This is a genomic window from Paraburkholderia bannensis NBRC 103871 (genome assembly GCF_000685015.1).
GTDB lineage: Bacteria > Pseudomonadota > Gammaproteobacteria > Burkholderiales > Burkholderiaceae > Paraburkholderia > Paraburkholderia bannensis.
The window spans coordinates 19,210-44,431 of sequence record NZ_BAYA01000023.1 but is presented as its reverse complement, the minus strand read 5'-3'; the positions used below and the strand labels follow the sequence as shown (position 1 = coordinate 44,431).

At 64.7% G+C, this 25,222-nt stretch carries 24 protein-coding genes; 12 read left to right on the top strand and 12 right to left on the bottom strand.

Annotation, left to right across the window (positions count from 1 at the left end; translation table 11 throughout):
* Positions 1-6 precede the first annotated feature (6 nt).
* Entirely contained in the window at positions 7-693 is a 687-nt protein-coding gene (gene lepB / locus BBA01S_RS28275; protein WP_027819392.1) for a signal peptidase I, read from the bottom strand.
* A gap of 362 nt (positions 694-1,055) precedes the next feature.
* On the opposite strand from lepB, the gene BBA01S_RS46140 reads away from it, so the two are divergent.
* Positions 1,056-1,508: a TIGR02594 family protein gene (locus tag BBA01S_RS46140; protein ID WP_084162587.1), complete on the top strand. Its 453-nt coding sequence runs from the start codon at positions 1,056-1,058 to the stop codon at positions 1,506-1,508.
* 347 nt (positions 1,509-1,855) lie between these two features.
* Here the strand turns inward: BBA01S_RS46140 and BBA01S_RS28265 are convergent, their stop codons facing one another.
* The 5 genes from BBA01S_RS28265 to BBA01S_RS28250 form a co-directional block, all read right to left on the bottom strand.
* Positions 1,856-2,296: an SPO22/ZIP4 family meiosis protein gene (locus BBA01S_RS28265; RefSeq protein ID WP_245641616.1), complete on the bottom strand. Its 441-nt coding sequence runs from the start codon at positions 2,294-2,296 to the stop codon at positions 1,856-1,858.
* 18 nt (positions 2,297-2,314) lie between these two features.
* Positions 2,315-2,638: a hypothetical protein gene (locus tag BBA01S_RS47065; protein ID WP_245641615.1), complete on the bottom strand. Its 324-nt coding sequence runs from the start codon at positions 2,636-2,638 to the stop codon at positions 2,315-2,317.
* A complete protein-coding gene (locus BBA01S_RS48195) occupies positions 2,616-2,816 on the bottom strand; it encodes a hypothetical protein (RefSeq protein WP_245641614.1) in 201 nt (66 codons plus the stop codon). The genes BBA01S_RS47065 and BBA01S_RS48195 overlap by 23 nt, the downstream gene beginning before the upstream one ends.
* Before the next feature lie 24 nt (positions 2,817-2,840).
* Positions 2,841-3,530, bottom strand: coding sequence for an ankyrin repeat domain-containing protein (locus BBA01S_RS43090; protein WP_245641613.1), 690 nt, complete (start codon positions 3,528-3,530; stop codon positions 2,841-2,843).
* A gap of 118 nt (positions 3,531-3,648) precedes the next feature.
* Complete coding sequence (locus tag BBA01S_RS28250; protein ID WP_027819388.1) at positions 3,649-4,026, bottom strand: DUF3592 domain-containing protein; 378 nt, start codon at positions 4,024-4,026, stop codon at positions 3,649-3,651.
* Between the two features lie 272 nt (positions 4,027-4,298).
* Here BBA01S_RS28250 and BBA01S_RS28245 point away from each other — a divergent pair, with 272 nt between their 5' ends.
* A complete protein-coding gene (locus BBA01S_RS28245) occupies positions 4,299-5,996 on the top strand; it encodes an APC family permease (protein WP_042298028.1) in 1,698 nt (565 codons plus the stop codon).
* Positions 5,997-6,101: 105 nt separating this feature from the next.
* Here BBA01S_RS28245 and BBA01S_RS28240 read toward each other — a convergent pair whose 3' ends face one another.
* The 3 genes from BBA01S_RS28240 to BBA01S_RS45310 are packed head-to-tail and all read right to left on the bottom strand — an operon-like array spanning position 6,102 to position 8,733.
* Positions 6,102-6,878 (bottom strand): PAS domain-containing protein, encoded by a 777-nt coding sequence (locus BBA01S_RS28240; protein ID WP_042298027.1) that lies wholly within the window; start codon positions 6,876-6,878, stop codon positions 6,102-6,104.
* 18 nt (positions 6,879-6,896) lie between these two features.
* Positions 6,897-7,622: a response regulator gene (locus tag BBA01S_RS48490; RefSeq protein WP_027819385.1), complete on the bottom strand. Its 726-nt coding sequence runs from the start codon at positions 7,620-7,622 to the stop codon at positions 6,897-6,899.
* A complete protein-coding gene (locus BBA01S_RS45310; RefSeq protein WP_052391917.1) occupies positions 7,594-8,733 on the bottom strand; it encodes a sensor histidine kinase in 1,140 nt (379 codons plus the stop codon). The genes BBA01S_RS48490 and BBA01S_RS45310 overlap by 29 nt, the downstream gene beginning before the upstream one ends.
* Positions 8,734-8,974: 241 nt before the next feature.
* On the opposite strand from BBA01S_RS45310, the gene BBA01S_RS43080 reads away from it, so the two are divergent.
* The 8 genes from BBA01S_RS43080 to BBA01S_RS28190 all read left to right on the top strand — a co-directional run bounded on the left by BBA01S_RS43080 (position 8,975) and on the right by BBA01S_RS28190 (position 18,356).
* Positions 8,975-9,580, top strand: coding sequence for a dimethylamine monooxygenase subunit DmmA family protein (locus tag BBA01S_RS43080; protein ID WP_156966107.1), 606 nt, complete (start codon positions 8,975-8,977; stop codon positions 9,578-9,580).
* Positions 9,577-10,521: a PDR/VanB family oxidoreductase gene (locus tag BBA01S_RS28220; protein ID WP_027819384.1), complete on the top strand. Its 945-nt coding sequence runs from the start codon at positions 9,577-9,579 to the stop codon at positions 10,519-10,521. The genes BBA01S_RS43080 and BBA01S_RS28220 overlap by 4 nt, the downstream gene beginning before the upstream one ends.
* A gap of 10 nt (positions 10,522-10,531) precedes the next feature.
* Positions 10,532-11,542 (top strand): heme-dependent oxidative N-demethylase family protein, encoded by a 1,011-nt coding sequence (locus BBA01S_RS28215; protein WP_027819383.1) that lies wholly within the window; start codon positions 10,532-10,534, stop codon positions 11,540-11,542.
* 48 nt (positions 11,543-11,590) lie between these two features.
* Complete coding sequence (locus BBA01S_RS28210; protein WP_027819382.1) at positions 11,591-12,721, top strand: aminomethyltransferase family protein; 1,131 nt, start codon at positions 11,591-11,593, stop codon at positions 12,719-12,721.
* 76 nt (positions 12,722-12,797) lie between these two features.
* Complete coding sequence (gene purU / locus BBA01S_RS28205) at positions 12,798-13,655, top strand: formyltetrahydrofolate deformylase (protein ID WP_027819381.1); 858 nt, start codon at positions 12,798-12,800, stop codon at positions 13,653-13,655.
* Positions 13,652-14,572: a bifunctional 5,10-methylenetetrahydrofolate dehydrogenase/5,10-methenyltetrahydrofolate cyclohydrolase gene (locus BBA01S_RS43075; protein ID WP_042298026.1), complete on the top strand. Its 921-nt coding sequence runs from the start codon at positions 13,652-13,654 to the stop codon at positions 14,570-14,572. The genes purU and BBA01S_RS43075 overlap by 4 nt, the downstream gene beginning before the upstream one ends.
* A 6-nt stretch (positions 14,573-14,578) precedes the next feature.
* The gene (locus BBA01S_RS43070) at positions 14,579-15,979 is read left to right on the top strand and encodes an NAD(P)-binding domain-containing protein (RefSeq protein WP_042298025.1); all 1,401 of its coding nucleotides are present in this window, start codon (positions 14,579-14,581) and stop codon (positions 15,977-15,979) included.
* A gap of 25 nt (positions 15,980-16,004) precedes the next feature.
* A complete protein-coding gene (locus tag BBA01S_RS28190) occupies positions 16,005-18,356 on the top strand; it encodes a DUF1989 domain-containing protein (RefSeq protein WP_174479184.1) in 2,352 nt (783 codons plus the stop codon).
* Positions 18,357-18,398: 42 nt separating this feature from the next.
* Here the strand turns inward: BBA01S_RS28190 and BBA01S_RS28185 are convergent, their stop codons facing one another.
* Positions 18,399-19,676 carry a leucine-rich repeat domain-containing protein gene (locus BBA01S_RS28185; RefSeq protein WP_027819379.1) on the bottom strand — a complete coding sequence of 426 codons (1,278 nt, stop codon included), beginning with the start codon at positions 19,674-19,676 and terminating at the stop codon, positions 18,399-18,401.
* Positions 19,677-19,826: 150 nt separating this feature from the next.
* On the opposite strand from BBA01S_RS28185, the gene BBA01S_RS28180 reads away from it, so the two are divergent.
* Positions 19,827-21,479 carry an FAD-dependent oxidoreductase gene (locus BBA01S_RS28180; RefSeq protein WP_027819378.1) on the top strand — a complete coding sequence of 551 codons (1,653 nt, stop codon included), beginning with the start codon at positions 19,827-19,829 and terminating at the stop codon, positions 21,477-21,479.
* Between the two features lie 130 nt (positions 21,480-21,609).
* A complete protein-coding gene (locus tag BBA01S_RS28175; RefSeq protein WP_042298024.1) occupies positions 21,610-22,461 on the top strand; it encodes a DUF4424 family protein in 852 nt (283 codons plus the stop codon).
* A gap of 25 nt (positions 22,462-22,486) precedes the next feature.
* Here the strand turns inward: BBA01S_RS28175 and BBA01S_RS28170 are convergent, their stop codons facing one another.
* Complete coding sequence (locus BBA01S_RS28170; protein WP_027819376.1) at positions 22,487-23,635, bottom strand: porin; 1,149 nt, start codon at positions 23,633-23,635, stop codon at positions 22,487-22,489.
* Positions 23,636-23,729: 94 nt separating this feature from the next.
* Positions 23,730-25,106: an MFS transporter gene (locus BBA01S_RS28165; protein ID WP_027819375.1), complete on the bottom strand. Its 1,377-nt coding sequence runs from the start codon at positions 25,104-25,106 to the stop codon at positions 23,730-23,732.
* Between the last annotated feature and the right edge of the window lie 116 nt (positions 25,107-25,222).

The window sequence follows — 25,222 nt, the reverse complement described above, 5'->3', positions numbered from 1 at the left end:
AGCGCCTCACCCCAGTGGGGCGTCAAGTAACCTGCCGATACGTTCATATCGCGGATAATAATAATGTGCAGGATCCAGCGAATAGGCTACGCGTCCTGCTTTTCCGATAATTTCAGTGCGCGGAAAAAAGCCGAAGTATCTAGAGTCCGCGCTATTGTCGCGGTTGTCGCCCAGCATCAGGTATTTCCCCACTGGCACGACGACCGGCCCGAACGAATCGCGAGGACTCGGCGCATCCGGTGACAGTCGAATCGTATGATCGGTTCCGTTCATCTTTTCCGAGTAGTATTCTCCGCGCGACATTTCATCGTCCGCGAACGCATCCGCCTTAATATGTCGATAGCTCGCCCGTGATCCGTTGATAAAGAGTACGTTGTCACGCATTTCAACGCGGTCTCCCGGCAATCCAATCACGCGCTTGACTAACAACTCGTGCGCCGCAGAGGACTGGATCGTGACGATGTCCCCTCGCGATGGATTGTGAAGATGCACGAGACTGAAATGTGTGAGTGGAAATCGAATGTCGTACGCCATCTTATCGACGAGTATTCGATCTCCAACTTGAATCGTCGGAAGCATCGATCCGCTGGGCACGACATTCCAGTCTGCGACGGCGCTCCTGAAGACGGTCATCAGGAACAGAAAGGCGACAAAGCCCTTGTGTTCTTTCCAAACCCTTACAATTAAGCGCATTAGCTTTCGCCTCCGTAAAGATGAGTGCAGCGACAGGCTCGAATATAGCCCAAAAAAATTTTAATGAAGCATCGTCTACTGAAACTCATCCCGGATGCATAACATCACGATTCACGCACTTCTAGAGCAGAAAAATTCTTTTTGTTTTCGACGAATCCCGGCAATACACTGAACGTATGAACCGGTCGTTCATTCGGCAGCGTTGTGGCGCGGCTTCTGGGCCGCGGTGCGCCAATGAACCGGGCTACCTGCTGACGGGTCAGTGCAAAGCGCATGAAGCTGTGTGCGGCCACGAGTGGATGGTCAATCGAATCGGTGACAATCCTCAAGACAACTACAACTTGGCAATCTAGCCAGCGCCAATGATTATGGAAACCGGAGACAGCGACATCGAACCGATCTGGATGCCGGTGGCGATTGCAGAATGTGGCGTCAGACGTTTTCCAACTGGCGAATCCAATCCACGGATAGTCGAATACAACAACCAAACAAATCTCGTTGGCTATGACGACAAGATCGCCTGGTGTTCCTCATTCATCAACTGGTGCCTGGCAGGTGCCGGGGTTCGGGGGACGCGATCAGCCTTGGCTCGATCCTGGCTCGATTGGGGCATCGCGCTAGAGAACCCAATCTACGGTTGCATTACTGTGCTGACTCGCGACGATCCAACAAGCTGGAAGGGACATGTAGGCTTCTACCTTCGCCGCGACGACGAGTTTATTTATCTCCTTGGCGGAAATCAGTTGAATGAGGTTCGCGAGCTAGCTTATCCGGTCGCCTCGGTGATCGGCTACAGGTGGCCAGCGCCTTCTTGACGGCTCCATGCTCGTTGAGGAGTGGCTCTTCTGGGCAACGCGCGCGTCCCTTTCAGTTCGAAGTCAGCCGGTCGCCACTTTATCCAATACAACATAGGCCGTGTCTCGCAGAACAACCTCTCGCGTAAACGATACGCGACAAGACGAGGCAACGCCATGTAGCAGCTAACCAAGCCACTTACTGCGGCTTCGATTCGATCTTTCCCAATCAACTTGAGGCTCGGGAAGCAACGCTATAGCGCTGCGCCATTGCTGAATGGCCTTATTGAACTCCGATCCTTCACACAGGACGTTGCCTTGCTCAGAGAGCGCATCGACTTTATCCTGAATGTTCTGTGGAAGTTCTTTCATTCTTTCTTATAGCCCTTCGCAGCACGTTTCGCGAATTCCAGATACTTCCTGTCCTCACCGGAAAACGGCCTGCTTCCGAATTGGTTGTACAGCGGCACAAAAAACTCCGCCGATTTTTCCAGATTGCCCGATTCGAAATAAACCGTCCCGCTGAGAAAGCCGATTGTCAGATCTGGCCCTGTTCCCGCGCCATACGCTCTTCTCATCTCTGCCAGCCAATGAACAGCCTTATCAAATTGCTTTGTATCTCGACAAAAAACGACGAACCCACGTGCCATCGATTGCGCAAGATCGTATTGCTCCCTGGGTTCGGGCAGAGTCTCCCACGCTTTCGTAAAATTGACCTCAGCGTCGGCGATGTCTCCCTTCTTCCACGCCTCCCGACCGGCAGCGCCGTAAGCGTATACTTCTTTTGTCAGATCGTCCGGTAGTTTCATGGCCGTATGCACTTTACTTCAAAGGAGGGAGATAACGTTCTCCGAATCAATCTTGTCGCCGCCTGCCAGTGCGGCATTGCTCATCTTGAACTTTGGAAGGTCGATGGAGTTTGCGCTCGCTCGAACTTCTTGAGCCCCCTGAGACAGCTCCGCGGCAGATTGCGTCTGGCCGAACACACCTTGCATTGCTGCCGCTTGCTCCATTTCACCAGCAGCTTGCAGCGCACTACCTTTCATCAGCATTTTGCCGAGATCCGACGGGATGTTGGCTATGCTTTTGACCGCGCCTTTCTCGATCGCCCTCGTTGCGCACCGCCGCTTATTTTTGTCGTATTTGCTCACGAACCTTTGCTGGCGGATCAGCTGGAAACCTGACGCCCTTCGCCATCATCAATGCACGAAGCTGTTCGAACTCTTGTAGTTGCTCATGCCCTTCTGCCGTTGCGCCAGGCGCGGGCTGCGTCTGTTTTGTCGCGACAGGCTGACCATTCTTGTCCATCGAAAGATCGGTGACCGACACGCCAGCGGCCTCAGGATTCAGCCGCTAGATCGTCTGTTGAACGGCCCATGCCGTACTGGAGCCGTTGTTCATGTGCCCGTTGGCGTCGGCGCCGTGTTCGATCAGGTAGGTCGCAATGCCCGGCTGCATCGTATCCACAGCCTCATCGAGCGCTGATCCACCAATGCTGTCGCGCTGATTGACGTTAGCATGGCGCGCAACCAGAAGTTTCACCGCATCAAAAGCGTGGTCGCTTTTCATCGCAAGCTGCAGCAGATTCGCACCATCGGCATCCTGCCAGTCCGGCGATAAGCCGCCATCGAGCATCGCGCCCAACAACTGTAGATCCCTGTCCATTAGCGCGAACTGCAACGGAGTCCCAAGATTTTCCACCGCCTTCTCATCGATCCGTGAGCCTGCTCGAACCAGCGCCTGGATGGCTTGATAGTTCTTCTTCTGAATTGCATACCACATCAGCGTCATGTGCTCGCGACCGGGCTCATCCGGGTCAAGTCCCTTCAGAGCCGACGACATCCGCGCCGCATCATGGCTATCGATGGCTTCTGCTGCGTCGACATATCGTCCAGAAAAGAACTTGTTCGTGGCGCTCGTGTTCAGGTCACATCCAGTCAACGCAAGCGGCACAACAGGCGCCGCGAGAAAGATTAATTTAAATAGCAATCTGGTTGCGCATACATCGACACAACCTGCGTTCGGTTTCGGATCCAGTTTCACGTTTATATACGCATCGCCCTGCGTGGTTGCGAGGCGCTCACGCCACCCATTGCGCCGGTCTTATAGCGCCAGTGACTCGGTCTCATAATTGACACGGCCCGTATCCTCCTAGATACGGTTATTTTCCTGGCGGAATATTCAACGATACGAACAGGATGAACCCGACACCAAAAATCAACGCCATCAGTGTCCAGTTCCAGACCGCGCCAAAGCGGTCGATCGTAGGCGTTCGCGCGGGTTCCTCTGGCCGGTACAACACGGTGACCTTGTCGCCGACTTTTGTTCCATAAATCATCCCGCCTTGCGGATAAGAAATACGTTCGCCGGCTTTCGTGACAAATTCAATCTGGGGATGACTGCCGCCGGCATTCAAACTGACGACTTCACCGGGCACAGCAACCGCGGTATGCAAAAAATCGCGCGTCGACCACGCTGTTAGCGCTGCGACGACGAGAAAAACAATCCCGATCACAATGCCTGTAATAGCCTTGAGCACGAGCCCTCTCTATTTCCCTTGATATGCCGGATGAATCCAAAACACAACCGACCTGGGCGCGATTCTAGAACAATTAGTTCAGATGGATTGCGACATCTGTCTACCGGGCGTCAGCCGACAAATCGCTAACAATGGCCGCGCCGATTGACGCTGCCTCGGGCATTCAGCGCTACAGCCCCCCCCAAGAGGTACCTCTTCACACCAGTTGATCGACGCTTATTGGCTGGCCATCGTCTCGTGGCGGACAAAAACCCGCATTCACGGAGAAGACGATGAGTTCAATCAACGAAGGCAATGCCGAGCTGTTTGCGCCCGCGACCGGCGAAGCCGCCGGGCTGCAACGCAAGATCGGCTGGGCCGGGGCGTTCTGGGTGGCGAGCGGCGTGCCCGCGCTGGTGCTGTTTTCGATCGGCTCGATTGCCGCGACCGTCGGCAAGCCGTCGTGGATCATCTGGGCCGTCTCGATCTGCTTCGGCCTGATCCAGTCGTTTTCGTATGCGGAAATCGCCGGTCTCTTTCCGCACAAATCGGGCGGCGCGTCGGTCTATGGCGCCATCGCGTGGGTGCGCTACAGCAAGCTGCTCGCGCCGCTGTCGGTCTGGTGCAACTGGTTCGCCTGGTCGCCGGTGCTGGCGATCGGCTCGGGTCTCGGCGCGGGCTACGTGCTCAGCATGCTGTTTCCCGCCACTGCGGCGATCAACACCTGGCAGCTCACGCTCGTCGATCTGGGCTGGCTCGCGAGCGGTCTCACGCTGCGCATCAACGCCACGTTCATCATCGGCGCGATCATCCTGCTCGCGACCTTCGCCGTCCAGCATCGCGGCATTCTTCAGGCCGCGCGGCTGCAAATGATTCTTGCCGTGTCCGCGCTGCTGCCGCTGCTGCTAGTGGGCCTGTATCCGATCCTCACGGGCGACCTGCCGCGCACGCACCTGCTGCCGCTCTATCCGCTCGCCAAGGACGCGGCCGGGCACGTGATCGACGGCGCGTGGGACTTGAGCGGCATCCAGTTGATGGCGGGCGGGCTCTTCATCGCCGCGTGGTCGACCTACGGCTTCGAGACCGCCGTCTGCTACACGCGCGAGTTCCGCGACCCGCGCCGCGACACCGTGAAGGCGATTCTCTATTCCGGCCTGCTGTGCCTCGTGTTCTTCACGATGGTGCCGCTCGCGTTCCAGGGCGCGCTCGGTCTCGGCCAGCTCGTCACGCCCGAGGTCAAGGACGCAGCGGGCAACGTCACGCAGGCCGCTGTCTACGACGGCATCCTGTCGCCGGGCATCTACAGCGGCATGGGCGTCGCCGAGGCGATGGCGCAGATCGTCCACGCGGGTACGTGGGGCGCGTTCCTGCTCAAGCCGATGCTGGCGTTCGCACTGGTGCTCGCGATCATGACCTCGATGGCCGGTTCGTCGCGCACGCTCTACCAGGCTTCCGTCGATGGCTGGCTGCCGAAGTACCTCTCGCACGTCAACGCCAACGGCGCGCCCACCCGCGCGATGTGGACTGACCTGGTCTTCAATCTGTTCCTGCTGCTGATGTCCGATTACGTGGTCGTGCTCGCGATGTCCAACGTCGGCTACATCATCTTCAACTTCCTCAATCTCAACGCCGCGTGGATTCACCGGCTCGACCGCAGCAACTGGGTGCGTCCCTTCCGTGCGCCCAAATGGGTGCTGGCGCTGGGCACGCTGCTGTCCTTCGTCAATCTCGCGCTGATGGGTCTGGGCGCCGATGTCTGGGGCAAGGGCACGCTGGTGTCGGGCGTGGTATTCGCCGCGCTGATCGTGCCGGTGTTCTTGTGGCGTCACTATGTGACCGACAAGGGCCGCTTCCCGGATGCGATGCTCAACGACATGGATCTCGCCTCGCCGACGCTCAAGGCGCCCGAGCGGCGCGCCGGCTGGCTGCCGTACGGGGCAATCGTGCTGGGCGTCGTGGTGGTCTGCGCGATGCACTGGATCGCGCCGTAGCGCGGGCAAACGCCAAGGCAAACACCGCAGCGAAGAAGTCAGCTACATCCAGAGGGCGCGCGATCACTTCGCGCGCCCTCTGTCTTTCACGGCACGGCTCGCCTTTCAGGCCGCGGCCGTCTGCGCAGCCACTTCGAAAATCGCTCCTTCGATTCCCAGTACTTCGCCGCCTTCCGAATAGATCCCCACGCCTTTTTCCAGCACTGCCTTCACGCGCCCGTCCGCGCCGCGAATCCGGTAGCGCAGTTCGAACGCACCGCGCGCGGCCAGCGCCTCCTGCACGCCGTACCAGACGTAATCGGCGTACTCCGGCAGGATCAACTGGCTGAAGCTGTGCTCGTGGCTGTCGACGAACCACTCGCGCGGATAACCCGTGAGCGCCTCGCAGCCCGCACTGACGATCTCCATCGTCCACGAGCGGTTGTTGCGGCCGCGATAAAGCAGGCCCGGCATGCCGTCGAGCAAGCCGAGCACGCCGCGCAGGCGCGCCTCCAGCGCGGCCTCGCGCCGCTGCGACTGGGTCGCGTCGGCCAGCGCCACGCCATACGACGCCCCTGCACGCGCCACCGTGCAGTCGAACCAGCGCAGCTCGCCCCCCGGCTGCAACAGGCGCAGGCGCGCGCGCGCAGCGCCACCCTCGCCACGCTCCTCGCCCTCGCCGTGCGCTCGCGCGCGCTGCAACAGCGTCTGCCAGCGCGCGCGATCCTCGGGATGCACGGCGCGCGCGAACGGTGCGCCTGGCCGCAACGTCATCGCGCGCGTCCAGGCCGCGTTCGCGGAAAGCACGAGCCCGCTCAAGTCGAGCGTGAGGAGCGGCACGGGAAACGCGTCGAGCCCCACCGCCGTGCCAATAACGTCGAAACTGCCTGCCAGCGATGCCATAGTGCGTCCTGATCTCTTCTAGTGCCGCGCCAGCGCGTCGCGATGCACGCTCGCCGCCAGTTCCAGCCGCGAGCGCACGTCGAGCTTGCGCAGCAGATTCTTTACGTACACCTTCACAGTGCCTTCGCTGATGCATAGTTGCCGCGCGATCAGCTTGTTGCTCATGCCCTGCGCGATCAGCGCGAGCGTCTGCGCCTCGCGCCCGGTCAGCCCGGCGCGCCGCGAAGGCGCCAGGGCCACTGCCTGCGCGTGAGCGTGGACATGAACGTTGGCATGAGCGCCCGAGGCGCAATGACGCGCGCCGTCATCGTCGCCTTCATCGATGTCGCCCGCATCGGCCAGCAGGTCGCGCACGCTTTCGTCGATCGCCACCATGCCGTTGGCGCAGTTGCGCACGTAGCCGAGCAGCGCTTCCGGCTCGCTCTCCTTGAGCATGTAGCCGTGCGCGCCCAGCTTCAACGCCGCAAGCAGCTCCGCGCGATCCATCGACGCGGTCAGCACCACCTTGCGGCACGCCATGCCGAGCTGCCGCAGTTCGTCGAGCACGGCAAGCCCCCCCAGCCCCGGCATATGCAGGTCGATCAGCACCATCGACGGTTGCAGTTCGCCCGCGAGCGCGATGCCCTGCTGCCCGCTCGATGCTTCGCCGACAACGACGAACTCGCCGCTCGCGTTGAAGTAATCGGCGAGACCGCGGCGAAACAGGGGATGGTCGTCAATCAGCAGCAGCGTGGTCGGGCTCACCCGGTGGCTCCTCGTCGAATGTGAGGCCTGGAACGATCAGGCGGATGCGTGTGCCGCCCGCCTCGCCTGCGGTTTCGATGTCGATATGCGCACCGATCGCCCGCGCCCGCTCGCGCAGGATATTCAGGCCATGATGGCTTGCGTCCACCGCGGCTGCGGCGGCCAGCCCCACGCCGTCGTCGGTCACGGCGACGCGCAACGTGCCGCGCGCCTGTTGCGCCAGTTCGATCCGTGCGTGGCGCGCATGCGAATGGCGCACCACGTTCGACAGCGCCTCGCGCACGATCTGCAGAACATGCAGTTCTACCTCGGGCGCGAGCACGAGCGTGGGCACGCGGTTATCGATTTCGAACACGACATTCGAGCGCCGCGCGAACTCCTCGACTGACCCGGCCAGCGCCTCGCGCAACGAGCGGCCGTCATGCGTGAGGCGCGCCGAAGTAATGAGCTCGCGCACCTGGCGCTGCAAGCGCGTGACGAGCGCGCGCAATTCGCCGACCAGCGCCTCGGAGACCTCGGAGCGGCGCATCTGCTGCTGGATCTGGCTGACGACGAACGAGATTACGCCTAGCTGCTGCGCAACCGAATCGTGCAGTTCGCGCGTGAGAGCGCGCGCGGCGTCGCGCTCCTCCCGGTTGGCGCCAGCGGAATAGTCGCGCAATGCATCGAGCAGTTGCGTGGCGCTGCCCAGCGCGTGCGCAAGATCGTCGCCGTGCGGCGCGGGCAGGTCGAGCGTGAGCGCGCGTCCGCCCGCCTTCGTGTCCATCGGCGCGACGATGCGGTGGCGGCCGTGCGCGCGGCAAGCGGTGCACACGCGCGCGGCGTGCCTGACGGCGACGTCATGCGCGTGCGGAGCGCGCAATGCACAACCTGGCAGCGTCGCGCGACAGGCGACGTTGCTGTCGCCGGGTGTGGCATCGAGGCCGTAGTGCAGCCGCGCGCGAGCGCCGGGGATATTGGCTTCGATGCGCGCGAGCAGGGTCTGGGTCGCCTCATGCCAGGGCGCACCGCCCAGCAGCGCGGCGACGCAATCGAGCAGCGCTTCGCGCACGCGCGCAGCGCCGTACGCGCCAGCCGTCTCTAGCTGCCCGAAATCGCGTCTCGCCGACATGAGCCCTGTCCGGAATAAATGTCCCACATCAAGCAAGCTCCATGCCGTCGCGCGGTTTCACGTCCCCTACCTCCAAAGGCGTACCTCCTCTTCAGGATTGAGCGCCGATTACTGGCAGGAAACGATGTTGCACAGAAAGAAACGTTGTGCCATCGCGATGCGGCCAGCGCCAATGCCCCGCGATGACGCATGCGAGCCGCACCGAAGCCGCCCCTATGCACTGTTTTGAGCCGAGCCGCCCATGACCCACGTACTGCACATGCCTGCTTCTCAACCCGTTTCTCTAGCCGCCAGTCCGTCCACGCAACTTGCGGCCAGCGCACCGCGCTACGCAGCGCTTGAACCCTGCATGGACGCGCAGCTTCATCTGCTGGTCGCGCAAGCCACCGCACTTCAGACGCTTGATGCCTTCGTCGCGCGCCTCGCGCAACTGCCCGCGCCCTCGCGCCTGTTCTGCACGGCGCGTGCGACGCCGCTGGCCATCGACACCACCTTCTGCTCGAACGAAGACGACCTGGCCGCCGAACTCATGCGTGCGCTCGCGCAAAGCACGCCCGGCACGCGCCTCTATCTCGCGGGCGACGAAGCCTTCCTCTGGCGCATGCATCGCCTCGCACGCGAAGCCGGCCTGGAACGCGAGGAAATCGCGGCCACCGCAATCGGCTCAGAGCGCTCGGTGTACTGCGTGCACTGCGCAAGCGCACACGTCTACGACGACAGCGACGAAGTGACCTGCGCGCACTGCAAGGTGCGTTTGTCGGTGCGCGGCCATTTCTCGGAGCGCATCGGCGCGTGGCTCGGTGTCTGCGCCGATGCAGACCGCCCCTTTGCGGAGGCCTGCGCATGAGCACGCTGGAAGTTCAGGTCAGCGCCGCGCGCCTGCTCACGCCAGTCGTGCGCGAACTCACACTGCGCGCCGTATCGGGCCCGTTGCCACCGTTTTCGTCGGGCAGCCACATCCAGCTCGTCATGCAAGGGGCCTCGCGCGAAATGCGCAATGCCTACTCGCTCGCCAGCGATCCTGCCGATGCGCACGCATGGCGTATCGCCGTGCGCAAGGCCGACGTCTCGCGCGGCGGCTCCGCGTACGTGCACACCGACATCGCGCCCGGCATGACGCTGCGCGTCACGCGCCCCGCGAATCTGTTCGCGCTGCATGCCACGGCGCAGCGGCATGTGCTGATTGCGGGCGGCATCGGCATCACGCCGTTCATCGCGCACGTCGCGGAACTGGAGCGGCGTCAGGCCGATTTCGAGTTGCACTACGCGCTGCGCGGCGGCCTGTCCGATGCCTATGCCCCCGAGTTGCGCGCGCGCCTCGGCCAGCGCTTTCACGCCTATGACAGCACCACTGGCGCGGCCCAACGGCTCGACGTGAAGCGCGTGCTCGCCATGCAGCCGCTGGGCGCGCATGTCTATGTATGCGGCCCGCAATCGCTGATCGATGCGGTGCACGCAGGCGCCCGCGCGCTCGGCTGGCATGCGCGCCGCGTGCATGCCGAAGCCTTCGCCGCGCCCACGCCCGGCACGCCCTTCACCGCCGTGCTCGCGCGCAGCGGCCAGCGCATCGAAGTGGCCGCCGATCGCAGCCTGCTCGAAGCGCTCGAAGCCTCGGGCGTGACGGTGCCCAACCTGTGCCGCGGCGGTGTCTGCGGCCAGTGCGCGACCCGCCATCTGCAAGGCGACGTCGAGCACCGCGATCACTTCCTCGACGCGGGCGAACGCGCGACGCATCTCATGCCCTGCGTCTCGCGCGCCTGTAGCGACACTCTCCACCTCGACCTGTGAGCCCGTTCCCATGAGCGTCCTGATCAAGCCGGCCCAAACCTATCGCGGCGATTTCAGCTTCGACAACAGTGCGAAGGCCATCGCGCGCTTCCCGTTCCCGTTTGCCGAAGACCGCTATCAGTATTCGGTGAACATCGAACCCGCCACGCCGCGCGAACCGGGCTCCGTGTTCGAGCACTGGTTCGATATCGACGAACACTACCGCTCCGAAATCGCCGAGCGCGCACTCGTGCTCGAAAGCGATCCGCGCCGCTCGATCCAGATGCCGCACATGCAAACGGCGGCCTGGGACGCGCTCGAACTCATCATGGAGAACCTCGCCGCCGATTACCCGGACTGGTTCGCGCTCGAACGCGACGGCACGCACTGGCGATGGATCAATCGGGCACTGGGTATCGAGCAAAGCTTCGAATTCGGCAACGACAGCACGCTGCCTTATGCGCCGCTCGAATACATCGTGCGGCAGACGCAAGGCGACTTTGCGCTGCTCGACCAGCGCGACGGCGACCTGTACATGGACGCAGGCGTCATCACGGGCCCCGCCGACTGGTCGCTGGCGTTCGACGCGGGCATGAGTTTCAAGCAATGGCACGCGCCGGTTCCGCTCGCGCACCAGATGGGCGTGTTCGATCGCGCGCTCAAGTATTTGCTCGCCATCCAGGCGGGCGCGCCGGTGCGGCGGCTGAACTGGACGCTCACGGTCAACCCGCGGCTGGACACCTCGCCCGAGACGTATCACCAATGGGGCAGCGACCGCGGCACCGTCACGGCGCAGAACGCGGGCGACCTCATGCACCTGCGCGTGGAACTGCAACTGATGGCGCGCCTGCCGCGCAGCAACGCGCTGATGTTCAGCATCCGCACCTACCTGTGCAGCATCGCGGATCTCTGCACGAATCCCGCCTGGGCGCAGCGCCTGCATCGCGTGCTGCGCGACCTCCCCGAACCGGTTGCCGACTACAAGGGCATGACGCGTTATCGCGCGACGCTCGTCGAATGGCTGAGCCGTTTCGACCGGTAACGACCAAACTGATTCGCATCCCAAAACATCCTTACTGGAGCAACAATCATGGCTGATTCATGGCGTATTTCCGCGCTCGGCGAGCGTCATCGCGCACTCGGTTCGAAGCTCGAAGACTGGAACGGCATGGGCACCGCCTGGACTTATGCAAGCGACCTCGCCGATCACCACGAGGCCATTCGCACGAAGGCGGGACTCATGGACGTGTCGGGCCTGAAGAAGGTTCACTACGTTGGCCCGCATGCGCAAAGCCTGCTCGACTGGGCCACCACGCGCGACATCGGCAAGCTCTATCCGGGCAAGTCCGTGTACGCGACGATGCTCAACGAGGACGGCAAGTTCATCGACGATTGCATCGTCTATCGCACGGGGCCGAACGCCTTCATGGTCGTGCACGGCGCGGGCAGCGGTTATGAGCGGCTGGTGGCCTCGGCGCAGGGCAAGCAGGTGGCCGTGCTGTTCGACGACGATCTTCACGACCTGTCGCTGCAAGGCCCCGCCGCCGTGGATTTTCTCGCCGAGCACGTGCCCGGGATCCGCGAGCTGCCCTATTTCCACCATATGCAGACGCGCCTGTTCGGCCGTCCCGTGATGATTTCGCGCACGGGCTACACCGGCGAGCGCGGCTACGAGATCTTCTGCAAGGCCGCCGATGCGCCGCTGATCTGGGACGCGATTCTCGCCAAAGGCGCGCCGCTCGGCATCGTCCCTTGCGCGTTCACGGCGCTCGACTGGCTGCGCGTCGAAAGCTACCTGCTGTTCTTCCCTTACGACAACTCGGAGATGTACCCCTTCGCCGACGAGAAAGCCGGCGACACGCTCTGGGAACTGGGCCTCGATTTCACCGTCTCGCCAGGCAAGACCGCGTTCTGCGGCGCGGGCGAGCATGCGCGTCTTGCAGGCAAGGAGCGCTTCAGGATCTACGGCGTCGAGTTCGATGCGGGCAAGGCGGCACAGGCCGGCGACACGCTCTGGCATGCGGGCCGCCAGGTGGGCGTCGTGACCTGCGGGATGTACTCGCGCCTCACGCAGCGCTCGCTGGCGATCGCGCGCCTGGACGTGCAGGCCGCGCAACCCGGCTTCGCGCTGGAGGTGCGCGGCAGCATGGAGACCACCGCGCGCGCCGCGCTGCTGCCCTTCGACGATCCCGACAAGAGCAAGCGCCTCGCCGTCGGCTGACGAACCAGGCAACGCCCGGCCTGTCCACCGGCAAATCCGGCGACGGCCCTAGCCACATTAATACGGAGTCCCTATCGTGACCCAGCAATTCATCCTGGCCATTAGTTGCCCGGCCACATCCGGCATCGTTTCTGCCGTGACGTCGTATCTCGCCACGTCGGGCTGCTATATCAGCGAGCTTGCGCAATTCGACGACGAAGCCAGCGGCACCTTCTTCATGCGCGCGGTTTTTCGATTCAACGACGCCGCGCGCGGCGACATCGACAAGCTGCGCCGCGACTTCGCCAGCGTCGCCAAGGACTACCACATGCAATGGAAGCTCGCGAGCGCGGGCGAGCCCATGAAAGTCCTGCTGATGGTGAGCAAGTTCGACCATTGCCTGACCGACCTGCTCTACCGCTATCACAAGGGCGAGCTACGCATGCGCATCACGGCGATCGTGTCGAACCATCTCGACCTGCGCCCGATGGCCGAACGCGAGGGCATTCGCTTCATCTACCTGCCCGTCACCGCCGACACCAAGGCGCAGCAGGAGGCCGAACTGCTGCGTCTCGTCGACGAAACCGGCACGGATCTCGTGGTGCTCGCGCGCTATATGCAGATCCTCTCGAACGATCTTTGCCAGCAGCTAGCGGGTCGCGCGATCAACATTCACCACTCGTTCCTGCCGGGTTTCAAGGGCGCCAAGCCCTATCACCAGGCGTTCGAGCGCGGCGTGAAGCTGATTGGCGCAACGGCGCATTACGTGACCTCCGATCTCGACGAAGGGCCGATCATCGAGCAGGAAGTGCAGCGCGTCGATCACGCGTTGCGCCCCGACGACCTCGTCGCCATCGGCCGCGATACCGAGACCGTCGCCCTCGCGCGCGCCGTGCGCTATCACACCGAGTATCGCGTGTTCCTGAACCAGAACCGCACGGTGGTGTTCCGATGAGCGCGGCGCGCATGATCGACGGACGCGCGGCGGCGCAGGCGCTGCTCGACGAGGTGGCCCACGACGTCGCGGCGCTGCGCGAAGCGGGCATCGAGCCGTGCCTTGCCGTCGTGCTGGTCGGCGACGATCCCGCCAGCGACGTGTACGTGCGCAACAAGGTGCGCCGCACGCGCGAGGTCGGCATCCGCTCGATCGAGGAGCGACTCGATGCGCACACCAGCGAAGCGGCGCTGCTCGCCCTCATCGCCCGCCTGAACGCGGATCCGCAGGTGCACGGCATTCTCGTGCAGTTGCCGCTGCCCGCGCAGATCGACGCCGCCGCGGTGCTCGCGGCCATCGATCCGCACAAGGACGTGGACGGCTTCCATCGCGAGAACGTGGGACGCCTGACGCTGGGCGAGCCGTCGCTCGTACCGTGCACGCCGCAAGGCTGTTTGCTCCTGCTGCAGCAGACGCTGGGCGACCTGGCCGGCAGGCACGCCGTCGTGGTGGGACGCTCGAACATCGTCGGCAAGCCGATGGCCGCGCTGCTGCTCAACGCGCATTGCTCGGTGAGCGTGCTGCATTCGCGCAGCACGAACGCGCGCGAGCTATGCCGCAGCGCCGATATCGTCGTGGTGGCCGTGGGCCGCGCAGGCTGCGTGGACGCGTCGTGGATCAAGCCTGGCGCGGTCGTCATCGACGTGGGCATCAACCGCGTCGCCGATGGCGCGGGCCAGACGCGCCTCGCAGGCGACGTCGATCACGCAGGCGTCGCCCAGGTGGCCGCCGCGCTCACGCCGGTGCCCGGCGGCGTCGGCCCCATGACGATCGCCTGCCTCATGCGCAACACCGTGCAAGCCGCACGCCATCTGGCCGCTTCGCTTCCCGCTTCTTTGCCCGCCTCTTTTCCCGTACCGCTCACTCTCGCGAGGTAAACCACCATGACGCAACGTGTAGCCATCATTGGCGCCGGCCCCTCCGGCATGGCGCAACTGCGCGCATTTCAATCGGCGCGCGACCAGGGCGTTCAGACGCCCGAACTGGTCTGCTTCGAGAAACAGGCCGACTGGGGCGGCATGTGGAACTACACCTGGCGCACCGGCAGCGACGAAAACGGCGAGCCCGTGCACGGCAGCATGTACCGCTATCTCTGGTCGAACGGGCCGAAGGAATGCCTGGAGTTCGCCGACTATACCTTCGAGGAACACTTCGGCAAGCCGATCGCTTCGTATCCGCCGCGCGAGGTGCTGTGGGACTACATCAAGGGCCGCGTGGAAAAGGCTGGTGTGCGCGACGCGATCCGCTTCAACACCGTTGTGCGCGACGTGCGCTACGACGAAGCGAGCGGCAAGTTTTCGCTCACGAGCCACGATCTCGCCAACGATGTCGCGCGCACGGAAGACTTCGATTACGTCGTGAACGCCTGCGGGCATTTTTCGACGCCGCATGCACCCACGTTTGCGGGCTTCGAAAGCTTCGGCGGCCGCATCCTGCACGCGCACGACTTTCGCGACGCGCTTGAATTCAAGAACAAGGATGTCCTGCTGATCGGCAGCAGCTATTCAGCCGAAGATATTGGTTCGCAATGCTACAAATATGGCGCGCGCAGCATCACGAGCTGCTACCGCAGCGCGCCGATGGGCTACCACTGGCCCGCCACCTGGGAAGAAAAGCCGCTGCTCCAGCGCATGGCTGGCAACGTCGCGCATTTCGCTGACGACAGCGTCAAGCACATCGACGCCATCATTCTGTGCACGGGCTACAAGCATCATTTCCCCTTCCTGCCCGATGCATTGCGTCTGAAGACGAACAACCGTCTCTGGCCGCTGGGCCTTTATCAAGGCATTTTCTGGGAGGACAATCCGCGCCTCATCTATCTGGGCATGCAGGATCTCTGGTACTCGTTCAACATGTTCGACGCCCAGGCATGGTACGCGCGCGACGTCATACTCGGGCGCATCGCACTGCCCTCGCGCGACGTCATGACCGCGCACAGCCTGGCATGGCGCGCGCGCGAAGAGACGCTCGCGACCAATCAGGAGATGTTCGAGTTCCAGGGCAGCTATATCGAGCAACTGGTGGACGCGACCGACTATCCGAGCTTCGATATCGCGGGCGTGAACCGCACCTTCCTCGCGTGGAAGCACGACAAGCACGAGGACATCATGGGCTACCGCAACAAGTCCTATCGCTCGCTGATGACCGGCACGCAGTCGCCGCCGCATCACACGCCGTGGATCAAGGCGCTCGACGATTCGATGGCGGCGTATCTCGGCGAGCCTGCGGCGTGCGGGACTACACCCGCAACGTCCGCCACGCCCACCACGAAACAACCCGCTTAAGCCGCAAGCACCGGAGGCCACCCGCATGCTGATCCGCCGCCCCGTCGTCACACGGCCCCATGAACCCGCGCTGTTCGCCCACGCGCCCGCGCACGAGCGATATCGCGTCGCGGGCGGCGGCTGCACCGTCGTCGCGCTGCAGGCGGGCGACGCGCTCGATATCGTCGATGTCGAAGGCCTTCAGGCCGCCGAACTCGCCGCCTTCGACGCCGCGCACGGCACGCCCCTGCCTGGCGCGCTGGGCTTGCAGGCGTCGGCGCACGCGCGCTTTATCGCCGATCTCCTGAGCAGCGCGACGCCTGACGCGGCACGCACCCGCCAGGCGCTCGCGCGGCGCGGCTGCGACGCCTGCGCGCCCCACGCCGCCGCGCAGCTCTGGGCGCACGACACGCCGCCGGGGCACACGCGCCGCCTCGTCGCGCAACAGGCGCTCGTGGTCGTCGTGGCCGCACCGGCACGGGACGGGTCGGTGGACACGCAGCACGCTCCCACCGACCTGCGCCTGACGATTGCACGCGCCAATCCCGCGCTCGTGAGCGCACCGCCGTTGCCCGATCCGCTCGCCGATCCGCTTGCGGACTTCACGATCCATCCCGGCACCGCGCGCGCCTACACCGTGCGCGCGGGCGAATATATCCAGTTGCTCGACGTGGCCGGGCGCCAGTGCTCCGATTTCGTGGCCTTCGAGCGCGCCTCGCTGGAACGCGGCGTGACGCTCGACCTCGACCCGACCGTCACGCGCACGCTCAACGGCAACGCCTACCCGCTGCCCGGCCTCTACGCGAAGTTCTTCGACCGCAACATGCAGCCGATGCTCGAAGTCGTGCGCGACACTGTGGGCCGCCACGACACCTTCGCGCTCGCCTGCACGGCGCGCTATTACGAATCGCAGGGCTATTTCGGTCACGCCAATTGCAGCGACAACATGAGCGCGGCGCTCGCGCCCTACGGCGTCCAGGCGAGGCCCGGCTGGCCCGCGATCAACTTCTTCTTCAACACGTCGATCGGCGCGCAGCAGCAGATCGCCGTGGACGAGCCGTGGTCGCGCCCTGGCGACTACGTGCTGCTGCGCGCGCTCACCGACCTCGTGTGCGTGAGCACGTCCTGTCCCGACGACATCGACCCGGCCAACGGCTGGCAGCCCACCGATATCCAGATCCGCACCTACGCGGACAAGGAGCGCATTTCCGTGTCCATGGCCACGCGCAGCACCCCGGACGCCGATCCCATCCTGACCCACGAAAGCGGCTTCCATCCGCGCACCTCGGCACTCACGCGGCGCTTTGCCGAATACCGCGGCTGGTGGCTCGCCAGCGCCTACGACAATCACGGCGCCATCGACGAATACCACGCATGCCGCGAACGCGTGGCGATGATCGACCTGAGCGCGCTGCGCAAATTCGAAGTGCTCGGCCCGGACGCCGAAGCGCTGCTCCAGCACTGCCTCACGCGCGACGTGCGCAAGCTCGCCGTGGGCCAGGTGGTGTATTCGGCGATGTGCTATCCGCACGGCGGCATGCTCGACGACGGCACGCTGCTGCGCCTGGGCCTCGACGCATTCCGCTGGATCTGCGGCGAGGACTACGCGGGCATCTGGCTGCGCGAACAGGCGGCCGCGCTCGGCATGAAAGTGTGGGTCAAGTCGGCCAGCGAGCACATCCATAACGTCGCCGTGCAGGGCCCGGCGAGCCGCGACCTGCTGCGCGAGATCGTCTGGTCGCCGCCGACCCAGCCCGCGCTAGCGGAGCTGGGCTGGTTCCGGCTGCTGACCGGGCGGCTTGGCGCGCATGACGGGCCGCCGCTGATGGTCACGCGCACCGGCTACACGGGAGAGCTGGGCTACGAACTGTGGTGCCACCCACGCGATGCGGGCGCGGTCTGGGATCGCGTGTGGCAGGCCGGGCAGCGCTACGGCATTGCGCCGCTTGGGCTCGACGCGCTCGACATGCTGCGCATCGAGGCCGGGCTCGTGTTCGCGGGGCACGAGTTCTCCGACGAGACCGATCCGTTCGAGGCGGGCATCGGCTTCACGGTGCCGCTCAAGAGCAAGGCCGACGATTTCATCGGCCGCGAGGCGCTGCTGGAGCGCCACGCGCATCCCCGCCATGCGCTGGTGGGCCTGGAGATCGACGGCAACGAACTGGTGCATCACGGCGACTGCGTGCATGTCGGGCGCGCGCAGGTGGGGGTCGTGACGAGCGCGACGCGCTCGCCGCTGCTCGGGCGCACGATTGCGCTGTGCCGCGTGGACGCGCGTTACCGGGAGCCCGGCACGCTTGTGCAGATCGGCAAGCTGGACGGCCAGCAAAAGCGCATCGACGCGCGCGTGGGCGCGCCGGTGTTCTACGATCCGCAGAAGACGCGCGTGCGGGCCTGAGTGCGGCCCTGAGTGCGGCCCTGAGTGCGGGCCGAACGCGCGCTACCAGACAATCCGCGTGTTCGGCAAAGCGGCCTTGAGGTCGTCGACGTTGCTGGCCTGCGAGCCATAGAGCACCAGCTCCCGCAGCCCGGTCAGGCCTTTGAGCACATCGACGTTCCTGACCGGCGTGTTCGCCAGATAGAGTTCGCGCAGCCCCGTGAGCCCCTTCAGCGCATCGACGTCCTGCACGTCGGTGCGAAAGAGATTGAGCGTTTCAAGGTGCTTCAGGTCGCTCAATGCGTCGATCTTCTCGACATCGGTATCGGACAGGTTGAGCCGCTGCAGCTTCGTCAGCCCCTTGAGCGCCCCGATGTCCGTCACCTGCGTGCGCGACAGCACCAGCGTCTGCAACTGGAGCAGCCCCCGCATCGCGTCGATGTTCTCGACTTTCGACCCGTCGAGCACGAGCGTCGTCAGGTTGGGCATGTCCGCCAGCACATCGACATCGCGCACCGGCGTGTTCGCCAGATAAAGCGCCTGAAGGTCGTGCAGGCTCTTCAGGGCGTCAAGACGGTCGACCTGTGTTTCGTTGAGGTCGAGCGTCTTCAGCGCATCCAGCTGTCCGATCGGCTTGATGTTCTTGACGTTTCTCGCGCCGCCGAGCTTGAGCGTGTCCAGGTGAGGCAGCTTCGCCAGCACATCCAGGTCGCGAACCTGCGTATCGCGCAAGTCGAGCTGCCGCAGGTCGCTCAAGTCCTTCAGCGCATCGAGATTCGCGACCCCGGTGTCCCAGAGAATCAGCGATTGCAGACCGGTCAGCCCTTTCACCGCATCGAGGTTCTGGATCTGGGTACGGTGCAGCACGAGCGTCGTCAGGGAACGCATGCCCTGCAGCGCGTCGATGTTCCAGACCTGGGTGCCAGTGAGGTCGAGCGATTCGAGATTGTCCAGATCTTTCAGCGCGTCGATGTTATCGATCGCCGTGTCCGCCAGGCTCAACTGCAGTTTGCGGTCAATCTTGTCGAGATGCGGAACGGCGGCGGCAAGCTGCGCCGTCGTCAAGGTCGGCTTCGCCCGTAGCGAGAGGCAGCCCGGCTCGGGGGCGACCGCGGCGTTGCCCCCGTCATTGCAGACGCCCGAGAAGAATCCCAGCTCGCCCAGCGCATGCTCGTCGAGCTTCTCGCGGAAGGGATTGAATATCGTCAGCAGGATGCCCAGCAGCACGACAACGCCGCCGCACAGGATCCAGAATCTGGCGCGCCGCGAAATGCCGGTGCGCGCGCCTTGCGCTGCGGGCTGGTTGTTGTCGGACGGGTTGTCGGGCGGAAGGTCGGCCACGGACGGCTCCAGTTGTCTTCGGTTGCCCATTTATACACGAAGAGCGCGTGTCTCCAGGTCACGCGGGCGCGACAGCCCGACCTATACTGGTTCGGATCAGGTACGCCCCTTCCCGCACTGCGATTCATTGTCTGCCAGGGATAACGAATCATGCTGACCGCCGACGACCTTCGCGCCATCCCGCTTTTCGCCTCGCTTGGCGACGCCGAACTCGACCATCTCGCGCACACATCGGCCGACCTGCACCTGTGCAGCGGCGAATTCGCGGTTCATGAAGGCGCGGAGCGCGCGCTCTATGCCGTGCTCGCGGGCAAGATCGAAGTGGTCAAGCTGTTCGACGGCGTCGAGCGCACGCTCGGGTGGCGCTTGCCCGGCACCATCTTCGGCGAGGTGCCGCTCGCGCTGAGTTCGCCGTTTCCGGGCGCCTATCGGGCAGCGGAACCGTCGCGCGTCATGCGCGTTGACGCAGCGCACTATTACGCGCTCGCGGCGGCGTCGCCGCAGGTCGCGGAAAAAATGGGCGCGCTCGCACGCGAGCGCATCGGCGGGCTGCAGGGCCTTTCCGCCGAACCGCCCAGGCCGCGCGTGACCCTGGTCGGCGAGCGCTGGGACGCGGACTGCCTCGGCTTGCGCCAGTTTCTCGAACGCAACCAGATCAGCTGCGACTGGATCGCGCCCGATTCCCCGGAACTGGCCAGGCGCTGGCCCGGAGACTGCCCGTCCGGGCCGCAATGCCCGGCGCTGCGCCTCGCCGACGGCACCCTCCTCAACCGCCCGACGATACGAGAACTCGCCGGGCGACTCGGTCTGCAGACCCAGCCCCAGCTTGCCGACTACGACGCGGTGATCGTCGGCGGCGGCCCGGCTGGCCTGGCGGCCGCCGTCTATGGCGCGTCCGAGGGCTTGCGCACCATCGTGGTCGAACGCGAAGCGCCAGGCGGACAGGCCGGCACTTCGTCGCGCATCGAAAACTACCTTGGCTTCCCAAACGGCGTGTCCGGCGACGAGCTAGCCAACCGCGCCTTATTGCAGGCAAAGCGGCTTGGCGCGGAGATCCTGGTGACGCGTTCCGTGGCGGGCATCGACGTCGAAGCGCGCCAGTTGCAACTCGACGGCGGCGACGTTATCGGTGCGCGCACGCTCATTCTTGCGACCGGCGTTACGTGGCGGCGGCTGGCCATCGACGGCTTCGACCGCTTCATCGGCAAAGGCATCTACTACGGCGCGTCGCGCAACGAGGCGGGCGCGACGCATGGACTGGACGTGTACCTGATCGGCGGCGGCAACTCGGCCGGACAGGCCGCGCTCTACTTCTCCAGCCACGCGCGCCAGGTGACGCTGGTGGTGCGCGGCGACGCGCTGGAGAAAAGCATGTCGCGCTATCTGGTCGAGCAGCTCGCCAGGAAGTCGAACGTGGCGGTCAGGTTGCAGGCCGAAGTAGTCGGCGCATACGGCGAGACCCATCTGGGCGCCATCGACATCGTCGACAAGGCGAGCGCGAGCGTCAGCCGCCACGATTGCGGAGGGTTGTTTGTTTTCATCGGCGCCGACGCGGAAACGGCCTGGCTGCCCGCGGGCATTGCGCGCAACGAGCGGGGCTACGTCCTGACCGGCGACGATGTCGTCAAGGCAGGACGCTGGTCGCACACGCGCGATCCTTACCTGCTAGAAACGAGCGTGCCCGGCATTTTCGCCTGCGGCGACGTGCGACTGAGCCCGATCAAGCGGGTGGCATCGGCGGTTGGCGAAGGAAGCATGGCGATTGCGTTCGTGCACAAGTATTTGCAGGAGAGGCATCCGTAATCGCTAATTAGCAGGTTGTGGTTAATCGATTAACCGACAATCGCGTGCTTCGACTCCTGAGCCTCGACGTTGCCAAAGGCCGTGTATAGTTCGCCTGCCCCGGCCTTATGCATCGACGAGGAGAAGAGTTTTGCCCAACGTTTTGCCGTGCCCCGCCACTGACCGACTCAAGCCGCTGCGCAAGCGAGCGACGCTTTCACTCGGCGCTTTCCTGTTCGCTGCGATGGCGCTTCCCGCTCACGCGAGCGACGTGATCAGCGCCGTCCCCACCGGCGGACTTCACTTGTCCGATAGCAGCGGACTGGCGCTGGACGACGAACACCTCAGCGTCACCGCCGATCGTGTTCACCTGGAATACGTCATTCGCAACACCGGCAACCACGACCTGATGCGCCAGGCGTCGTTTCCACTGCCGGTCTTCGACCGCGCGCCGCTGGAAGCCGAACGCGCACTGGATGGCGCCGACGCGGCCAATCCCCTCGCGTTGAGCGTCAAGGTGAACGGCGCGCCGCAGACGCTTCACATCGATCGCGTGGCCGTCGCGCATGTGGACGGCATGATGTCGCCCGTACGGGTAACGCGGACGTGGACGCAAGCCTTCCCGGCTGGCAAGACCGTCGCCATCGCACTGGATTACAAGGCGGCCGTGGGCATCAATGCCAGCTATCCGCTATCGGCCAGCGATGCCGGTTCAGTCTGCGTGAACGACACGATGCGCAAGAACGTCAATGACCGCATCGATGCTGGATCGATCCAGTTCGATGTCCTGATCGACACCGCATCGGGCGCGTTGCCGTCCGGGCCGGTCGGCCACTACTCCCTGACGCTGGATAAGGCCGCGCCTACGGACGTCCTGTCGCTGTGCTTTCCCGGCGACCTGAAAAAAGTCTCGCCGACGCGCTTCGTTGCCACGCGTGAAAATTTCACGCCGCCGGACACGCTGCACGTGATGTTCATCGCCAGGACACCCGCTGCGCCATAATGTTGCACGCGCAACTACATGCGGCTCAGAACATCTGCCGGATCCCCGCCATCAGACCAAGCTGCGACATGCCCGCCCCCGGCGACGCACCCGCGCCGCCCTGGCTGATCGCATAGGCCGCGTGCGCGCTATTGGCGAGATAACCGCCCTGCAGATACACGGCCGAGCGCTTCGAAAGCAGATACGTGCTGCGTAGCGTAACCAGCGTGCCGCGCGCGTCCTGGTCGCCGTTGATCATGCGGTAGACGCCTCCGTCGATGAGCCATGACGGCGTCGCGTACCAGGACGCCGTCACATAGTAGAGGTTCGACTGCACGTTCGGCAGCGCGCTTGCAGCCGTATCGACGCGGCGACCGAGCCAGCCGCCGCCCACCTTCACCGGCCCTACGTGTGCATACCCGTTCAACTGGATGCGCGTGTCGGTGTCGCCTGAATTCGTCAGCGTGATGGGCGTCACGCCGTCGAAGAAGTTCGCCGCTGCGCCCGCGCCGCCGCGTTGCTGGTCATAGGCCGCAGCCACGCCAAAGCCCGCGGGCGCGTCGTAGCGCAGCATCGCCGACCATTGCCGGCAGGCCTGCGAATCGCCCGGCGTTTGCCCCGCGCACGTGCCCTGTCCAGGCGAGTTCCCCGTGCCCGCCGAATCGCGCCCGAACGACCAGGTCGCACCGGCCGTGACGCCCTGCCATGAGCCCTTCCAGGCGAGGGTGTTGTCGCTGCGGGCATTGGGCACGTAGTTGTCGAATGTGCCGGTGCCGCCGTAGATATCCGGCCCGAGCACGTCCGAGTCCTGGATCGCCCAGAAGGTCATCGTGTACTGGCGCCCCAGGCTCAGTGTCCCGAAGGGCCCTTGCAGGCCGACCCAGGCCTGGCGCCCGAAAAGTCGGCCGCCCTGGCCGCTGTCGCCGCCGCGCACGTTAAAGCCGCTTTCGAGCACGAATACCGTCGATAACCCGCCGCCCAGTGCTTCGGTGCCGCGCAGTCCCCAGCGCGATGGCATTTCGCCCGTGATGCCCGGCATACGCACGAGGCTGTCGCCCTGCCGGTTGGCGTGCGTGACGTATTCGATGCCGGTGTCCAGGATGCCGTAAAGCGTCACGCTCGACTGGGCGTGGGCCAATTGGGTTGCGGCCATGCCGAACGCGGCCCCGCAGGCCGCGGCGATAAGTTTTTTCATTGAACGATCTCCAGATGTATCGACGTCGCTCGTGCGTGCGTCGTTTATTTTTTGTGTCGCTGCATACGGCGCGCTCGCCGTGTTTGTGCGCGCCTTATTCGCCGCTGAGCAGCAGGTCGTCCTGCGGCATGACGCTCGCGTGGTTGCGCCACCGCCCGAGCGCCGCCATCGCAATGCCCGCCACCACCGCAGGCACGCCGACGATCACAAAGACCGCTTGCAGGCTCAAGCCCATCGACAGCATGGCGCCGCCCGCGACCGAGCCGACCACCGATCCCAGCCGTCCCACGCCATTTGCCCAGCTCACGCCGGTGGCCCGGCAATCGGTCGGATAAAACGCCGCCGAAAGCGCATTGGCGCCCACCTGCGAGCCCGATACGCAGAATCCCGCGAGGAACACGGCAAGCGCCGCAAGCCACGGCGACGCTGCCAGCGAGCCGATGGCGGCGGTAAATACGCCCGCCGCCGCGTAGCTCGCGCCAAGCACGAAACACGGATTGAGCCGATCCATGAGCCAGCCGAGCACGATCGCGCCGAGCGTGCCGCCCACCTGGAACATCGCCGTGACGAGCGCGGCCGTGCGCAGCGAAGCGCCCGTCGAGCGCAGCAGCGTGGGCAGCCAGCTCGACAGCAGGTAGATCACCAGCAGGCTCATGAAGAACGCCAGCCACATGAGCAGCGTGCCGCGCAGCAGTTCGGGGCGGAACAGTTGCCCCACCGGCGAGCCGCCAGCCTTCGTGGCGGAAGCGGTGAACACTACGTCGGCGAGATCGGCGGGATCGGCGTCCGGGGCGAGGCGGGTGAGCGTCTGCTTGATGCGTTCGCGGTGTCCGGCGTGTTCGCCACGGCCCGCGAGATAGCGCACCGACTCCGGCAGTTGCCACGCCAGCAGCGGCACCAGCGCGAGCGGTGCGACGCCGCCCACCAGCAGCACCGCGCGCCAGCCGTAATGCTCGATGAGCGCCGCCGCGGCGAATCCCCCCAGCGCCGAGCCAATCGTGAAACCGCAGAACATCGTCGTGACGAGGAACGACCGGCGCGCGGCCGGGCAGTACTCCGAAGTCAGCGTGATCGCATTCGGCATGGCGCCGCCCAGGCCAAGGCCCGTGAGAAAGCGCAGCGCAACCAGCACGCCGAGCGAGGGCGCGAACGCGGACATCGCGCTCGCCAGCCCGAATGCGCTCACGCACACCAGCAGCAGGCGCTTGCGCCCCACCCGGTCGCCGAACGGCCCGAACGCCAGCGCGCCGACCATCAGCCCCGCAAGACCCGCACCGAACAGCGGCGCGAGTTGAGCCGCCCCCAGCTGCCACTGCGTGTGCAGCACTGGCGCGATGAAGCCGATCGCCGCCGTATCGAAGCCATCGATGGCGACGATCAGGAAGCAAAGCGCCACGATCAGCGTCTGAAACCGCGAGACGCGATGCCGGTCGATAAAGGCCGTCACATCGACGGTGCGCGAGATTGCCATGGTTGTCTCCTGCGCAGGCGGTCACGCATCTCACGCGCCGCTGCGGATTTTTAATGTGCGAACGGGTGGACGCGAGCTTCGGGCGGCGCACGCGTGCCTTCCCGCGGTGCGCCTGA

Bases quoted from the DNA above. Each gene is read 5' to 3' on its own strand.
- lepB (WP_027819392.1), bottom strand. From the start codon at position 693: ATGCGCTTAATTGTAAGGGTTTGGAAAGAACACAAGGGCTTTGTCGCC.
- BBA01S_RS46140 (WP_084162587.1), top strand. From the start codon at position 1,056: ATGATTATGGAAACCGGAGACAGCGACATCGAACCGATCTGGATGCCG.
- BBA01S_RS28265 (WP_245641616.1), bottom strand. From the start codon at position 2,296: ATGAAACTACCGGACGATCTGACAAAAGAAGTATACGCTTACGGCGCT.
- BBA01S_RS28245 (WP_042298028.1), top strand. From the start codon at position 4,299: ATGAGTTCAATCAACGAAGGCAATGCCGAGCTGTTTGCGCCCGCGACC.
- BBA01S_RS28240 (WP_042298027.1), bottom strand. From the start codon at position 6,878: ATGGCATCGCTGGCAGGCAGTTTCGACGTTATTGGCACGGCGGTGGGG.
- BBA01S_RS45310 (WP_052391917.1), bottom strand. From the start codon at position 8,733: ATGTCGGCGAGACGCGATTTCGGGCAGCTAGAGACGGCTGGCGCGTAC.
- BBA01S_RS43080 (WP_156966107.1), top strand. From the start codon at position 8,975: ATGACCCACGTACTGCACATGCCTGCTTCTCAACCCGTTTCTCTAGCC.
- BBA01S_RS28220 (WP_027819384.1), top strand. From the start codon at position 9,577: ATGAGCACGCTGGAAGTTCAGGTCAGCGCCGCGCGCCTGCTCACGCCA.
- BBA01S_RS28215 (WP_027819383.1), top strand. From the start codon at position 10,532: ATGAGCGTCCTGATCAAGCCGGCCCAAACCTATCGCGGCGATTTCAGC.
- BBA01S_RS28210 (WP_027819382.1), top strand. From the start codon at position 11,591: ATGGCTGATTCATGGCGTATTTCCGCGCTCGGCGAGCGTCATCGCGCA.
- BBA01S_RS43075 (WP_042298026.1), top strand. From the start codon at position 13,652: ATGAGCGCGGCGCGCATGATCGACGGACGCGCGGCGGCGCAGGCGCTG.
- BBA01S_RS43070 (WP_042298025.1), top strand. From the start codon at position 14,579: ATGACGCAACGTGTAGCCATCATTGGCGCCGGCCCCTCCGGCATGGCG.
- BBA01S_RS28190 (WP_174479184.1), top strand. From the start codon at position 16,005: ATGCTGATCCGCCGCCCCGTCGTCACACGGCCCCATGAACCCGCGCTG.
- BBA01S_RS28180 (WP_027819378.1), top strand. From the start codon at position 19,827: ATGCTGACCGCCGACGACCTTCGCGCCATCCCGCTTTTCGCCTCGCTT.
- BBA01S_RS28170 (WP_027819376.1), bottom strand. From the start codon at position 23,635: ATGAAAAAACTTATCGCCGCGGCCTGCGGGGCCGCGTTCGGCATGGCC.
- BBA01S_RS28165 (WP_027819375.1), bottom strand. From the start codon at position 25,106: ATGGCAATCTCGCGCACCGTCGATGTGACGGCCTTTATCGACCGGCAT.